The 14527-nt window shown below is 48.0% G+C and carries 12 protein-coding genes; 6 read left to right on the top strand and 6 right to left on the bottom strand.

Annotated features, from left to right (window positions below):
• Window positions 1–61 precede the first annotated feature (61 nt).
• The gene (locus ACQSGY_RS10865) at window positions 62–796 is read right to left on the bottom strand and encodes an RluA family pseudouridine synthase (RefSeq protein ID WP_427051910.1); all 735 of its coding nucleotides are present in this window, start codon (window positions 794–796) and stop codon (window positions 62–64) included.
• Entirely contained in the window at window positions 796–1659 is an 864-nt protein-coding gene (locus tag ACQSGY_RS10860) for a class I SAM-dependent methyltransferase (protein ID WP_184187445.1), read from the bottom strand. Before ACQSGY_RS10860 ends, ACQSGY_RS10865 begins: the two co-directional genes overlap by 1 nt.
• A gap of 256 nt (window positions 1660–1915) precedes the next feature.
• Here ACQSGY_RS10860 and ACQSGY_RS10855 point away from each other — a divergent pair, with 256 nt between their 5' ends.
• From ACQSGY_RS10855 to ACQSGY_RS10845, 3 genes are read left to right on the top strand one after another with little or no spacing between them, the layout of a single operon-like run.
• Window positions 1916–2368 carry a flavodoxin gene (locus ACQSGY_RS10855; RefSeq protein ID WP_111271327.1) on the top strand — a complete coding sequence of 151 codons (453 nt, stop codon included), beginning with the start codon at window positions 1916–1918 and terminating at the stop codon, window positions 2366–2368.
• A gap of 5 nt (window positions 2369–2373) precedes the next feature.
• Complete coding sequence (locus ACQSGY_RS10850; protein WP_427051909.1) at window positions 2374–3180, top strand: hypothetical protein; 807 nt, start codon at window positions 2374–2376, stop codon at window positions 3178–3180.
• Window positions 3181–3230: 50 nt separating this feature from the next.
• The gene (locus ACQSGY_RS10845; protein WP_427051908.1) at window positions 3231–3803 is read left to right on the top strand and encodes a nitroreductase family protein; all 573 of its coding nucleotides are present in this window, start codon (window positions 3231–3233) and stop codon (window positions 3801–3803) included.
• A gap of 50 nt (window positions 3804–3853) precedes the next feature.
• On the opposite strand, the gene ACQSGY_RS10840 is transcribed toward ACQSGY_RS10845, so the two are convergent.
• Window positions 3854–5311: a 4-hydroxyphenylacetate 3-hydroxylase family protein gene (locus ACQSGY_RS10840; protein ID WP_427051907.1), complete on the bottom strand. Its 1458-nt coding sequence runs from the start codon at window positions 5309–5311 to the stop codon at window positions 3854–3856.
• Between the two features lie 192 nt (window positions 5312–5503).
• Window positions 5504–5656 (bottom strand): DUF1540 domain-containing protein, encoded by a 153-nt coding sequence (locus ACQSGY_RS10835; protein ID WP_110894143.1) that lies wholly within the window; start codon window positions 5654–5656, stop codon window positions 5504–5506.
• A 249-nt stretch (window positions 5657–5905) separates the two neighbouring features.
• Here ACQSGY_RS10835 and ACQSGY_RS10830 point away from each other — a divergent pair, with 249 nt between their 5' ends.
• Window positions 5906–6562, top strand: a complete 657-nt coding sequence (locus ACQSGY_RS10830) for an AAA family ATPase (RefSeq protein ID WP_427051906.1) — start codon at window positions 5906–5908, stop codon at window positions 6560–6562.
• A 59-nt stretch (window positions 6563–6621) separates the two neighbouring features.
• Here ACQSGY_RS10830 and ACQSGY_RS10825 read toward each other — a convergent pair whose 3' ends face one another.
• Together ACQSGY_RS10825 and ACQSGY_RS10820 are read right to left on the bottom strand one after the other, a co-directional pair.
• Window positions 6622–8088, bottom strand: a complete 1467-nt coding sequence (locus ACQSGY_RS10825) for a HAMP domain-containing sensor histidine kinase (RefSeq protein ID WP_427051905.1) — start codon at window positions 8086–8088, stop codon at window positions 6622–6624.
• Entirely contained in the window at window positions 8073–8759 is a 687-nt protein-coding gene (locus ACQSGY_RS10820; protein ID WP_427051904.1) for a response regulator transcription factor, read from the bottom strand. Before ACQSGY_RS10820 ends, ACQSGY_RS10825 begins: the two co-directional genes overlap by 16 nt.
• 198 nt (window positions 8760–8957) lie before the next feature.
• Here ACQSGY_RS10820 and ACQSGY_RS10815 point away from each other — a divergent pair, with 198 nt between their 5' ends.
• Together ACQSGY_RS10815 and ACQSGY_RS10810 are read left to right on the top strand one after the other, a co-directional pair.
• Entirely contained in the window at window positions 8958–9677 is a 720-nt protein-coding gene (locus ACQSGY_RS10815) for a YceI family protein (RefSeq protein ID WP_427051903.1), read from the top strand.
• A gap of 361 nt (window positions 9678–10038) precedes the next feature.
• Complete coding sequence (locus ACQSGY_RS10810; protein WP_427051902.1) at window positions 10039–14427, top strand: glycosyl hydrolase 53 family protein; 4389 nt, start codon at window positions 10039–10041, stop codon at window positions 14425–14427.
• Window positions 14428–14527 lie beyond the last annotated feature (100 nt).

Here is a 14527-nt window from a genome sequence, read left to right as displayed (position 1 = left end):
CGACACATAGCAGGCTCAGACGCGTTCTGCCTGTTTGGAGCTTGCAAGAGAAGGGTAGAGTTTAAAGTCTATTCTCCGCAAAAGCTTCCTCATAAAGTTGTGAAGGCCACTCTGCCCATGGAAATTCTCGTGCTGGCAGAGATCGAAGCACGACGTCTTCCTTGGTGACCGGATGTGGAAATGCAGCAATGACAGACCAGAGCGCGATCTGCTGCCCTGGTTTGTTTAGCTTAGCACCATATTTCTGGTCTCCGAACAGCGGACACCCGGCTTCTTTCATCTGAACACGAATCTGGTGGGAGCGTCCGGTATGCAGCTCAATATGAACGAGGCTGTACAGATCCGTTTCTCCGATGACCTGATAGTCCAGCACTGCATCCTTGCCGCCAGGCGTACCTTGGGGTACAGCGGTGACGGTATTGGTTCTGCTATTCTTCAACAATGTGTGTTTTAACGTGCCTTTGCGTGCTGGCATTTTTCCGTGTACAACAGCCGCATAGATTTTACGAAAATGACGTCCGCGCACCGTTTCGGATAATCGGGAGGCGGCTTTGGAGGTTTTGGCAAAAATCATCGCACCTCCAACCGGACGGTCCAGACGATGCACCAGGCCCAGATAAACATTGCCGGGTTTGTTGTATCGTTCCTTCAGGTCCTGTTTGAGCAAAGTCAACAAATCGGGATCACCGGATGCATCTTCTTGTGTAGGCACATTCACAGGTTTGCTGATTCCGAGCAGATGATTATCTTCAAACAGAATGTCAATCTCTCCGCCTTGCCGATGAGCAGACATCATCAGGACTCCCAGCGGCCCAGAATACCGCATGGCAAATCCAGACCGCTGCGTGTAATCGGCAGGCCGATCTCTCCTGCTGTGATCTGTCCGCCGTACTTGGCAGACATCGTCATTGTCAGCATGTTGCGCAGTACTGTGGAGGAGATGCCTGTCGTATACGAATTCACCAGCATAAATAGCGGGTTGTCCGACAGAATGGTCATACAGGATTTCAGGAAAGGATATAGATTCTCTTCCAGTTTCCATGTTTCGCCGTTCGGACCGCGTCCGTAGGAAGGAGGGTCCATAATAATCGCATCATATTTGTTGCCGCGGCGCTGCTCGCGCTGCACGAATTTGAACACATCATCGGTAATAAAACGAACCGGACGGTCAGCAAGGCCGGATAGCTGCACATTTTCTTTGGCCCACTGAACCATGCCCTTGGCTGCATCGCAGTGAACGACGGAAGCACCGGCGTAAGCGGCAGCTACAGTTGCACCGCCAGTATAAGCGAACAGATTCAGTACCGAGATCGGACGTCCTGCATTTGCAATTTTATCCATCATCCAGCTCCAGTTAGCGGCTTGTTCAGGAAACAGACCTGTATGTTTGAAGCTGGTCGGCTTAATATGAAATTTCAAGTTTTCGTACCCGATCGTCCAACGTTCGGGAATAGGCTTTTTCATATCCCAGCTGCCTCCGCCAGAGGAGCTGCGGTGGTAGTGACCATGAGCTTGGCGCCATTCATGGGTTTCATGTTCGAGCGGCCAGATAATCTGTGGATCAGGTCTGCGCAGAATGACATCGCCCCAGCGCTCCAGCTTTTCGCCGCCTCCTGTATCAATTACTTCATAGTCTTTCCAGTTCTTTGCTACGTACATAGTGGTTTATCCATCCTTCAAAATTCATTTGGATACTATTGTACAACAAAAAAGGGGCTCTACGCCAGCAAGGCTCCTGGTAATGAGGCAGGATCATGACGAATTTCGACATGTAATTAAAATTGAAAGATTAAAAATTAATTTGACAATGATAATCATTATCACTTATGATTTTGATATTACAATATGTTAGTAAATCCCGAAGAACATCTTGGGGATATGATGTATATGACAAAGATAAAGCGAGGGACAATAGATGGCTAAATGGTTGGTTGCTTTTGCCAGTATGACGGGAAATACAGAAGAGATTGCGGAGCTGATTGCGGAAGGCATAACACAGAGCGGACATGAGGTGGACCTCAAGTCTGTTACAGATTGTAATGCAGCCGATGTGCTGGATTACGACGGATTTATGATAGGTGTGTATACCTGGGGAGATGGAGAATTACCTGATGAGTTTCTGGATTTCTATGAAGAACTGGATGAGCTTGATCTGAGCGGAAGAAGAGCTGCCGTATTTGGCAGCGGCGACACCTCTTATGAACAGTTTTGCAAGGCAGTGGATTTGACAGCAGAGAAGCTGCAGGAGCGCGGGGCGGAAGTATCACCAGAGACGCTCAAGATTGAATATAGTCCGCTGGAGCAGGAGAAGGAAACGTGCCGGGATTTTGGCAAACGTTTCGTTGCTGCCGGTGAGAAGGTATCCTAAATCAGATGTTACAGCGTGATGTTCAAGCAGCAGTGACCGCAAGGAGCAGTGAGCTTCCCGGACGTTTGCTTGAAGACTACAAGCTGGAAGAAATGCTGCGCAGCCCTTACAGGTTCATCCGCCCTGAACCTGCATCTGAGCAGCAGCCTGCACTGCAATGGAGACATCGTGTACAGTATGCTGTCAGTCATGCCATCAATTATTTTTATAGTGTAGACCCCGAGATTCGCAAAGAAATTCCGATTCAGTATGTACTTGAAAAATGGTGGCCCAGAAAAACGGACGGCTTTGATTCCGTACTTCACTATTGGGATGTCAAACACAAAATGATTGATGAATTGTCACTCGCCATTGCAGCTAATGAGGATCTTCAGCATCCCGTTATTTTATTCGAACAATGGAAAACAGAGGTGCCTTCCTTAACACTGGATATGTCGATCATTTTCCAGGCAGTCTGGCAGCCTGAAGGCTGGGATCAACTGCTCGTACAGAAATATATAGTCGTTCATGATGCCAATGTTGTGGAGGCTTTCCAGCATATGGTCAGCGTGTTCTGCTGGGAGGCGTTTGGCAAGCTGCCCGGTATGATCGAGGTTTACAGCTTGCTTGAAGGCCGCAAGATCAGATTCATGCCAGGCCGTAAATCGTTACAGCGTTCAATGGATTATCTTCGTCTTCTGCGGGACAGTCTGCCGAGACCGAAGGAGACCGAATCTGAACGTTTTACAGCCAAAGACAAAAGCCGTGTACATGAAGAAGTGGATCGGTGGAGAGCCGAAGGAGCAGACTCCAAAAAAACATGGTTGATGTAGCGCAGGTTTCCAGTTGTATGACAGTGGCTATTGCAGAGGAGGGAACGAAGATGACAACGTTATACAGGCAAGAGAACAGCATTGGCAAAAGAAGACCAGGAACCTATGAATTCAGCCCTATGCCCGTACCTCAATCCTTGATCCGGAAGCTTCTGGATGAGGCAGATCCATCCTTGTATGTTATGAGCCCGGCACCTTGGCGTTATATGCTGTTCTCCGGTGAAGGGCGGCAGCTTTATATGGAAGCCGTCAGACAGAGCTTTCCTCCTCATCTTGCGGATTGTCACGGAAGCTGGGCCGCGTATCAATATACAGAAGCTATACCGGCGCATCTTGTCGTGGTTGCTCCTGTCCCGGCTGATACACCCGACGATGATCTGATACCTGCCAAGGCGTGGAGCAAGCGCTTCTGTATGCTGGCCGCAGAGCAAGGGTTACATGCGGTCTGGAAAATGAATGATTATCAACAGCATCCGGTATTTATGAATTTAATGGGATTAACCGCGAAAGAACGGGTGCTCGGTGTGTTTCACATCGGCTACGGAGACCAGTCTGAACCACGCCATATGGAAGCAGGCAGACCCGCCTCTGAACTCATGACGGTATACGACCATCTGGTATAAAGGACAGTATTGTCTCCGCTACCCGATGTATTATACGTTAAGCAGTCTTTCTATTTCGTAGAGTAGGCAAGGAATTGACGAACAAGTTCCCGCTGTGATTGATCCTGTGCACTCGCAGTATACAAGCGGTTAGACACGGTAATTGCGTTACCGAAGAAAAAGCGTTCAAACTGTGTCTGTCTGCCGCCAAACGAACCTGCCCCGAGTTCCCAGATCAAGCGGAAGAGCGCGTTGCGCTCCGGCGAACTCATGTCTGTGCCCCTTAGATAAATGTTCAATGATTCTGCGGCCCCGGATTGAAAGTCCTCTTCCTGAGGCACCATGATCATGCCGCTGGAACTTAAAAGCTGCAAAATTTCGATCATCTCGGGGTACAGCTTCGGATATAACAGATTAGCAGCCATGAGTGGTTTGGGTGCTGGCAATACATAACCTCTACCGTCGGGTACAGCACCTGCCTCAGCTGCGATCGCGAGCGCTTTTAATGACTCAAGACCGGCGAGGGCACGAGCTGTCTTCTCTACAACATGCGCTTCACTTTTCAGATCAAGTGTGTCAGTAAGCAGCTGAATCGTACCCAGGACAAATTCGGTTTTGGCTATATAACGGCATAAAACCTGGTGTCCGGCGTGGATGTGAAAATTGCTTCCACTGAAAAGAGTTGAGGACATCTGCTCATCACCCGCAAAAAAGATGCGTTCATGGGGTACAAGCACATGGTCAAAGATGACGATATTGTCCATTTCCTCATATTTGGAGCTCAAAGGATAGTTATAGTCTGAGGATGCGGCATACGTATCTCTGCAGATCAGGGTGATGCCTGGCAGATCATTGGGAACGGCAAAAGAAAAAGCAAACGGATTCTCATCATCAAAAGGTGCGGGTGAAGGGGAAGGGTAGACGAAAATCTCGTCCGAAGTGGCTGCCTGTGTAGCCATCATAAAAGCACCATTAATAATTAATCCTTCTTCTGTCCGTTCAACAACTTTGGCTGCAATGGCATCTTCTGTTGCGTCAAGCTGTCCTGAAATTTTGCTTGCATGCGGCTGAATGAACGCGTGGGATAGTGTGATGTCGTGGTCACGGCAGTAGGCATAATAATTTCTCAGATTTTCAGCGTATTGGGGAGATAGCTCGTTGAGCAGATCAGCTGCTGTGTAAAAAGCCATGATCGCCGTGTTCATGTAATCGGGTGAACGTCCCAAAAAGCCGTGATGGACCTGAGCCCACAGTGTCATCGCTTCCCGTCTTTTGCGAAGATCGTCGCTGCTTGTTGGAGGCAGGAAGGACATGCCTACAGGTTTGCCATCGGATGGAGAGGCATACGTTAAGCGCTCTGCCAGTTGTAGATCAGATTGCATATCATACATGAACTTCTGGGTTTTCATTAGGCCGGAAAAGGCGATATGCTCTGAACGTTTACCGTTCAGCAGTTCTCCCTTGTACCAGCAGGGGACGGTTTGGGCGTTAATTCGTTCACAATACTGCGTGCCAGTTTTAGCGGGCATCGTTATTCACCTCTTGGTTCATGTTTCATGGGCATATTCACTTCTAAACATAGTCTACGTGAAGGTGCTGTCCGATGTGCAGATGACCAGAGAGGGAATTTTGATTTTAAAGCTTGATAATAATTATCATTCTTGCTACAATAAACAAAGAAAAGGAACCCCGAGGGGCTCCTTAGGTAACACAATCAACCGTTATTTAACTTCGAACGTTTTGCAGTCTGTTTCAGCAGACTCACTTGCTTCTTTGGAAGCATGGCTCACGATGTAGATGGAGGTAGCGTTACATTTGTTTTCTTGAGCCCAGTGACGACAGGAGTTTACTTCACACAGTACGTCTTTTGCCATGATTGTTAACCTCACTTTGAATGGGATTACATTCGTTGGTATACATCGTCCGGATAAGCAAGTTGCCGCTTGCATATCTGGAAAAATTTTCACGCTCTCATGAAATTAGAGGGCTTTTTTGCGTTATACACAACGATGCACTTTCAGAATAGCAAATTTGGCTAATGCATGCAACTAAACACTCCTTCTTAGAAAATAAAATGCACTGAAAATGAACGAATTGTCGAGGAATTTATTACGATTCTGGGCATGAAGGAAAAGTTTAGAGAGCATGATGTATCGATTCCTAATAAAATGGTCATGTTTGGCCCTCCAGGCACAGGAAAAACATTAACCGCTTCATATCTCGCTCAACGTCTGGAGCTGCCGCTGGTGCTCGTCCGGCTGGACGCGCTCATTCAAAGTCATCTGGGGGAAACAGGCAGTAACGTACGCAAATTGTTCGAATATGCACGTCTCAACCCCTGTGTATTGTTTCTAGATGAATTTGATGCGATTGGCCGTACACGTGAAAGTAATGATGAAGTAAAAGAGATGGCCAGAGTGGTTAATACACTGCTGCAATGTCTGGATGAATTTGAAGGAGACAGCATTCTGGTTGCTGCGACAAATCTGGAGACACAGCTGGATCATGCGATCTGGCGCCGCTTTGATACGAAGATGACGTACAGCATGCCGGATGAGGACAGCCGCAGGCTATATATCAGCAAGCTGGTTGGCACCTTCGAGCAGGAGAACAGTCTGGAGGATTATATCTGTGAACGTCTGGCTGGCTGCAGTTATGCAGACGTAGAGCAGATTGTTTTAAAAGCGAAGCGTAAAGCGATCATTCGCAGCACGCCGCTGCAAAAACAACTGATCGCTGATGCTTATGATGAGTACAGGCCTCGAGTGCTTCAAGGGTAGAAAATAGCCCGGTTTTCCTTAGGAAACAGGAAATCCGGGCTATTTCTTGTGAGCTGCGGTCAAGCTTTGACCGGGGAACGATATGTTTTTTCAGATGTGAGCACTTCAGGCAGTGCGACCCAGCGCGGCAGACTCAAGCGGAATGTGCTGCCTTCCGGACTGCTGGATACCAAGGTTAACTCACCGCCTTGCTCCTGAGCAAGAAGGCGGCTATAGGTTAACCCGAGACCCAAGCCGCGATTGCGGCGTTTTTTCAGCTCACCACGATAGAAGCGTTCGAAAATGTTCGGCTGATCCTCCATCGAAATGCCCGTACCATTGTCCTGTACGTCCACGTGTAAAAGACGCTCATCTGCATGCAAAACGATATGGAACCGGGCTTGTTGTCCGGGAGCTGTGGCATGAAGACCGTTATTAAGCAGATTGACAACAATTTGCTGGATGCGAAGAGCGTCACCGACAACGTACAGAGAGTCAGGCGGAGTCTGCAGTTGAACCTCCGGCATCTGATCTTCATATGCAATCTTCCATTGGTAGAGAATTTCGCCAACAAGCAGCTTGAGATCGGTTCGTTCCTTTCGAACAGCAACACTGCCTGCAGTCATTGCATTGTAATCCAGCAAATCGGCGATCATACGCTCCATACGTTCTGATTCCTTCAAGGCAATATCGAGAAACTCCTTGCCCTCCTGTGGACTGACTACATCATCTCGCACAGCCATTACAAGTCCTTTAATAGACGTAACGGGGGTTTTGAGCTCATGACTTACACCCGCCAGTGATAGTGTTCGCCACTCTTCAAGCTGTCGCAGACGTGCTGCCATATCACCAAAAGAACCTACAAGCTCGTTAATCTCCCGCTCCCTGGTGTCAATATCGAGGCTTACCTTATAATTGCCGCCACGTATTTGCTCTGCTGCATAAGCAACCTGACGAATCGGTCTCGACAGCTTCCTGGATAACAGGTAGATGGTAAACCAGCCGCATAGAATCAGACCGCCAAAAATGAGTGCAACAAACCCTATCGTTTCAGGGCTAAACGTGATGGATTGTTTGGACTGCATGACCCATACTTTACCCAATGTCTGATTCCCGTCTGTAATATCAACCGTTACTCCAGCGTATTTACTGTTACGTGGTTTAAGATAGTCATCGGAGAGCCGGTAGTGTACATCTTCCTGCTTCATTTTAGGCTGGGAGAAAATCAGCTTGTTATTATTGTCCAGCACCATGACACAGAAATAATGATCCGTATTGAACAGCTTCTCACGGCTGCTTACGATCGTATTGAGATCAGGTGGAACCCAAAGCTGATTGCCCTTGACGGCCACTCGATCAGCAATCTCCCAACCGAGCAGCTCAGCTGTTTTCAAACTTTTTTCGATCGATGTTGTGCGTATCCAATAGAGTGCACCCGCCGCAATAATCGAAAAGCCGATACATAAAATCAGAAAATAACGCAGCGTCCAGTGTGACAAAATAGAAATCGTGCGTTTACGCTTGTTCGAAGTTAATTGGCGACCCAAAATTGATACCCCATTCCTCGCAGCGTGCGTATCTCTCCTGTATCGGTCGTCCAGTGGGAGAGTGCCTGACGCAGTCGTTTGATTGATAAATCTACTGCCCGATCACTGCCTTCGTAATCCATGCCCCATACCTGTTCGATCAGGTGTTCTCTGGTGAACGTACGATTGGGGTATTCGGACAGAAAAATAAGCAGGGACAAGTCCCGTGGTGTTAATGCCACTTCGGCACCGTTCAGGAGCACTTGCTTGGCCGCAAGATCAATGACCAGGTTGCCAAACGAGCGCTTGTCCTCGCCCCCGGAGGTCCAGTGCGGATTTCGCCGCAGCACGGCATTAACCCTTGCGACCACTTCTTCAGGTACAAAAGGTTTGCTCATATAATCATCGGCACCGGAATTAAGTCCGTTCAGCCGGTGTGTAATATCGTCTAGTGCAGTTAACATGATGACAGGGCATGTGCTTTTTTCCCGAATCAGCTGCAGCAGGTCCCATCCGTCCATCCCCGGAAGCATAACGTCGAGCAAGACGAGAGAAGGGGCTACGGTGTCAAAAAGAGTTAAGGCCGACTGGCCGTCTGCTGCATGATGTACTTCGAATTCAGCTTTGCGCAGATAAGCAGCCAGAACGCGTGCGATTGCCTGCTCATCCTCTACGATGAGTATAGATTTCAAACGGGGTGTTCTCCTTTCACATGAAGCTTGTGTACTGATTTTACATGAGGTGAGGCATAAAGCCAATGCTGTCTTCACTTTTTGAAAAAAGTTGTAAATAAATCGCATCTTGACTTCTTCCTGACACATTAGACTGGTATGATCCATATCAATGAAGAGCCATTAACCATACCATACTGTACTGGAGGAATTATAGAGATGAATAAAAAGACAAAAACATGGATCATTACAGGAGTAGCAGCAGTAGCCATTATTGGTGGGGGCGGTTATTACTTTACGAATAGTTATCTGGGAAATAATGTGGAGATTGAGCAGGTACTTCCTGCAAGCACAGCAGCTTCAGCGACAACGTCGGACGGCAGCTCGTCAGCAACGGTGGAGAATACAGCAGCAGGTGCTGAAAAGCTGAGCGGGGACTGGAACATCAGCGAAGGCTCGAAGGTTTATTTTTCAGTAACGACTTCTCAGGAAACAGTGAACTTTGTGGACGAGCAGGTGAGCGGGAAATGGTCACTGAACGATCAAGATCCAGCGAAGTCAACAGCTGAGGGACAGATCGAGATGAATGGCATCGATTCCGGCAACGGTCAGCGGGATGAGCATGTGAAGAGCGCAGATTTCTTCGATATGGCGCAATATCCACAGGCAACATTTAAAGCGACGTCATTTGAAGGCATGCCTGCTGAATGGACAGAGGGACAGACGGTTGATCTGAAAATGAAGGGCACCCTGACGGTCAAGGGCATTGAAAAGGAAGTAACCTTTGATGCCAAAGCCGCTTATCAAGATAATCAAGTGCTGTTGTCAGGCACAACGATGGTCACGTTTGAAGACTTTGGCATGAAAAATCCACACTCGGTTGTACTCTCCACGGAAAATGATATTCAGGTACGCCTGGAGCTGAAGCTGGCAAAATAGATTCGTTTTTCTTCTATAGAAATAGAATACATTTCATGTAGAAGTAGAATGACGTTTATTAAAAGCAGGATCTACTTCATTAGAAGTAAAGTGTCCTTTATTTATGCAGCGAAATTTGAAATCTGTTCGATTCTGCCTTAGGGTGGACGAGCAGATTTTTTTGTTTTTCTCCTGCCTGCAGCTGGAAAATCAGGGTAGGCCTAGGCGGACAGAAGCATGGGAAATTCTACATTGTTAAAAAAACTGCTGTTTCCTTTCGAAAATGCCGTATTGCTGATGATCATGAAGCGCTTACAATGAGGAGGATTCATGACATTCATTGATCCAAGCATAAACAAACACTAAAAGGGGGAGATCAAGGGTGAACAAAAGGTACATAAGCGGCTGTCTTGTTTTATTGTTGTTGTTCTGTGATCTGGGTCTGATCGCCAGGCCGGCAGAAGCAGCGAAAAATAATGTGGCGCTGAACAAAACGGTAACGGTGAGTGCGGAAGACTTGGATTATCACGGAGAAAGAGAAAAAGCTGTGGATGGCGACGTGAATACACATTGGAGTGCGCCTGGTCCAACTAAAGCAAATGATCCTCACTGGTTGATGGTTAATCTGGGAGGGCCATATGTGTTGTCTGGAGCGGAAATCACATGGAAAGACGAGGATGACCAAAAAGATAAAATTATTCAATATGTGATTGAGGTATCCGAAGATGGAAACACGTGGTCTCAAGTCGCCAGCAACACAGATCAAATTGCGGAAAAAACGATCAGTCTCGATTTTAATACGAGCACAGCGGTGCAATATGTGAAAGTAACGATTCCATTTTATCTGGGAGAGAATTATTGGCCTGGAATAGCCGACCTGAAAGTCTGGGGAGAATCGGAAGTCTTGGAGCCAGCCGACATTACGAGTTTTGGTTCGGTTCAAGTGAGCACACTGCCGCGAAGTGCGCCGGTTCTGCCTGCGGAGGTCAAAGCCAACTACGCAAATCAAAAGTCAGGTCTGGTTCCCGTAACCTGGGACAGCATCGACCCATCGCAGTATGAGAAAGCAGGTGAATTCACTGTAACAGGTGCTGTATATGGTACAGAGCGTAAACCTGAAGCAAAGGTTGTTGTACAAGGGTATCGTTCCGATTACGTCAGAGGCGTTGATATTTCAACACTCACGGCGATTGAAGCGAAGGGTGGAAAATATCTGGACAGCAACGGCACCGAACGGGACTTGCTTGATATTCTCAAGGATCGCGGTGTCAATTATGTACGTCTGCGCCTGTGGAATGATCCACAGCAATCGGGTGGTTATAACGATAAGGAAGATGTCATCAACATGGCTGTACGTGCTAAACAAAAAGGCATGAAGGTGCTGCTCGATTTCCATTATTCGGATGATTGGGCACACCCGGGTCAGCAGCTCGTTCCAAAAGCGTGGGAGAATCTGGATTTCGAAGGGCTTAAGAAAGCCGTGTACGATTATACGGTTGAAGTCGTTGGGGATTTAAAGGATGAAGGCGCCATGCCGGATATGGTACAGATTGGAAACGAGATTAATAGCGGGCTTTTAAACGGCAAAAACCTTACTGTTAATTTTGCCGAAAACGCAGCATTGCTGAAAAGTGGAATTGACGCTGTACGCGCAGTTGAAGCAGCAGGCGGGAACAGCGGTGATCCGGCGAAAATTATGATTCATCTGGCTGAAGGCGGCAAGACGAATGATATCAAATGGTACTTCGGAGAGCTGGAAAAAGCAGAACCAGAATTGAAGTATGACATTATCGGACTGTCGTATTACCCGTTCTGGCATGGTACTTTTGCCGACGTGCAGCGAACGATGAATGAGGTATCCGCAGCGTTTGGTAAAGATGTTATTATCGCAGAAACGTCCTATCCGTTCACTTATAAAAACGGGGACAAGCATGGAAATATCATTGGCTCGGATCAAGCCCTTGTTGGAGGGGCAACGTTCCCAGCCACGATTCAAGGACAGCACGATGCGATTGCGGGAATTATGGATCTGATTGCAAACGTGCCTGATAATCGCGGGGCAGGTTTCTTCTACTGGGAGCCGGCCTGGATTCCGGCAGGTGTAGGCTGGATTGATACCGAAGGTGATGCGTGGGAAAACCAGGGCATGTTTGATTATGATGAGTTTCCGGCAAATGGCGGATATTCCAAAGAAGGCAGAGCTCTGTGGTCTCTCGACGTATTCAAAAGAGGGCTTGTGCAGATGCCAACAGATCGGCAGCAGCTTGCAGCAGCACTGACACGGGCAAACTCCCTTGTCGAAAGTGATTTTACACCAGAAACGTGGGGGTATCTTGCTCCTGCAATTCATGCAGCTGAAGGGATTTACGCTAAAGCGTATACATCAGGTGGTGTGAGTCAAGAGGAGACCAATGCAGCGACAGCATCATTGGAAAGTGTGATGTCACAGCTTGGCGTGATTAAACCGGAACTTGAACCACTTAAAGCGACAATTGCAGAAGCAGAGAAGATTCAACAGAATAGCTGGTCGGCAGCCACATGGGCTGTATTCAGCAAAGCGCTGGAACATGCAAAAACCATTGTGGCTGATTCAAGAGCTACACAAACAGATGTAAATCAAGCAGCAGAGCATCTTGAAGCAGCTATCGAGGGCTTGTCTGATGTGGATAAAACAGAACTGCACCAATATATTCAGCTGATGCAGTTGGAAAATGAATCATCATATACACATCGCAGCTGGTCTGTTCTACAGCAAGCTTTGCAGGAAGCTATCCAGGTGAGAGACAATACAGATGCTAAGCAATCTCAGGTAAATGCAGCACTGGATACGTTGAAACAAGCATTTACGAATCTGGGCAAACTGGAAGCCTTGACAACAGGTAAAACAGCTACAGCTTCAAGCAGTGCAGGAAATGGTGGCGGTAAGGACAACTCGCCGGAAGGCGCGATTGACAATGATTCAACCACGTCCTGGGGGACAGATCAGGGACCGGGTGAGAACACCTGGTGGACAGTGGACCTTAAACAGGTTGCCGATCTAAGGAAAATTGAAATGTCGATGTGGAGCGGTGGCATCAAATATAGAATTGATGTATCCGATGATAATGAGCATTTCAAAACGGTTGTTGATACAACCAGCGATGTTGTCGTATCTACATCCCCAAGTCACGTTCTCCCCGAGGGAACAGAGGGGCGTTACGTTCGCGTGACGATTACTGCAGGTTCCTCATGGGTCGGGTTCATGGAATTTGAAGCTTATGGTACCATCCCGGCGGACAGAACTGCTTTGAAATCAACCGTAGCATCTGTAGAAGCATTGAAACAAGCCGATTACACGGCTTCCAGCTGGAATGTTTTCAGCCAAGTGCTGAAGCAAGCCCAGCAGCTGATGCTGGATGCAGAAGCTACAGAGCAAGAGTTAACCAGTGCGGACCAACAGCTGAAGGATGCCACTGCGCAGCTCGTACGCCAGGCTGCAAACCCGGGCACGGGACAGCCGTCCCAGCCAGGCAGTTCGTCCGGTTCGCCTTCATCTTCGGCGGGTACGAATAATCCGGCAGCAACACCGCAGCCGGCGCCTGGTAACGAAACAACGAGTGGTTCCATTACCGTAAAAGGAACAGCCACAGGAGAGGGCAAATTTGCAGTGCGTCCAAGTGCAGCCGAGCTTGCTCAGGCTTTGAAATCAATGGACGCAGGCAAACGTACCTTGAAGCTGGTGGCCGATGTGCCTGACAGTTCCAAAGCAGTGACGTTCCAGATTTCATCGAGTCAGCTGGCTTCATGGGTTAAATCGGCGGAAGTACAGTCCATTAATGTTGTCGTGGGCAAAACGACAGTTCGTATCCCGCTTCGGTCCCTGCCGCTCACGATTGCGGAGACCGCAGGCACGTTTGACATTGTGGTTGCAGAAGGCTCAGCAGAGCAAGTGACTGCTGCCCAGCGAGCAAATATCGGCAGTTATCCTGTGGTTGATGTGCAAATGTTGCTCAATAACAAGTCGATCCAGTGGGCTGACAAAACGGTTGAAGTGCTTTTGTCCGATGTGCAGCCTGTCAAAGCAGATCATACGGTCATGGTTGTCAATTCCATCACAACGAATGGTGAACTGCAACCTGTGACATATACCAAGTATGAGCAGACTACAGCTACGATGGCATTCAAGCCATCCAAGCCTGGCAGTTACGTCATTACCAATGTTAAAGTGCCTTTAACCGATTTGCAGCAGCATGCCTGGGCAGTTCAAGAGGTTCAACATCTCTATAGCAAAGGTATCATTGCAGGTATGAGTGATACTCGTTTTGAGCCGCAGGGTGAACTCACCCGTGCCCAATTTTTACAGATGCTTATTAAAGGGATTGGAAAAGGGAATCACACTGATTCTTCAGCCAAGCTACCGACAGACGTCAAGTCAGATCAATGGTATGCGGATGCCGTTCGCGCAGGTCTTGCGATGAACATTGTTCAGGGCAGAGCGGACGGGACATTCGGTGCAAATGATCGCATATCACGTCAGGATATGGCTGTTATGCTGCATCGGGCGATGCTGGCAGCAAATGACGTGAACGATATCGCTTCTGCAACAGATGCCGGACAGCCTGTGTTTAAAGATCAAACCGCAATTGCCGGATATGCACATGAGGCTGTGGTCTCCATGCTGGAGCTTGGCGTATTAAACGGGCTGCCTGACAGCACTTTTGGTCCAAAACAGACCGCAAATCGTGCGCAGGGAGCTGTTGCGGTAGCGAGGCTGCTGGAAAAGTTATACTAAGAATTTTGATTCAAGCTTGATCAAAATAACTTAACCGTAAGAAAAAAGAGATCGAATCGCGGATTCGGTCTCTTTTTTTATAATTGTCGTTAATGTCATA

Origin of the sequence: Paenibacillus sp. TC-CSREp1 (genome assembly GCF_050171015.1) — a bacterium.
Lineage (GTDB): Bacteria > Bacillota > Bacilli > Paenibacillales > Paenibacillaceae > Paenibacillus > Paenibacillus silvae.
The sequence above is the reverse complement of the archived record's forward strand: the minus strand, read 5'-3'. Positions and strand labels throughout refer to the sequence as shown.

What these genes read in the sequence shown, in the direction of transcription:
- ACQSGY_RS10850 (WP_427051909.1), top strand. Translation starts at nt 2,374, where the DNA reads ATGTTACAGCGTGATGTTCAAGCAGCAGTGACCGCAAGGAGCAGTGAG.
- ACQSGY_RS10840 (WP_427051907.1), bottom strand. Translation starts at nt 5,311, where the DNA reads ATGCCCGCTAAAACTGGCACGCAGTATTGTGAACGAATTAACGCCCAA.
- ACQSGY_RS10845 (WP_427051908.1), top strand. Translation starts at nt 3,231, where the DNA reads ATGACAACGTTATACAGGCAAGAGAACAGCATTGGCAAAAGAAGACCA.
- ACQSGY_RS10835 (WP_110894143.1), bottom strand. Translation starts at nt 5,656, where the DNA reads ATGGCAAAAGACGTACTGTGTGAAGTAAACTCCTGTCGTCACTGGGCT.
- ACQSGY_RS10815 (WP_427051903.1), top strand. Translation starts at nt 8,958, where the DNA reads ATGAATAAAAAGACAAAAACATGGATCATTACAGGAGTAGCAGCAGTA.
- ACQSGY_RS10865 (WP_427051910.1), bottom strand. Translation starts at nt 796, where the DNA reads ATGATGTCTGCTCATCGGCAAGGCGGAGAGATTGACATTCTGTTTGAA.
- ACQSGY_RS10860 (WP_184187445.1), bottom strand. Translation starts at nt 1,659, where the DNA reads ATGTACGTAGCAAAGAACTGGAAAGACTATGAAGTAATTGATACAGGA.
- ACQSGY_RS10855 (WP_111271327.1), top strand. Translation starts at nt 1,916, where the DNA reads ATGGCTAAATGGTTGGTTGCTTTTGCCAGTATGACGGGAAATACAGAA.
- ACQSGY_RS10830 (WP_427051906.1), top strand. Translation starts at nt 5,906, where the DNA reads ATGAAGGAAAAGTTTAGAGAGCATGATGTATCGATTCCTAATAAAATG.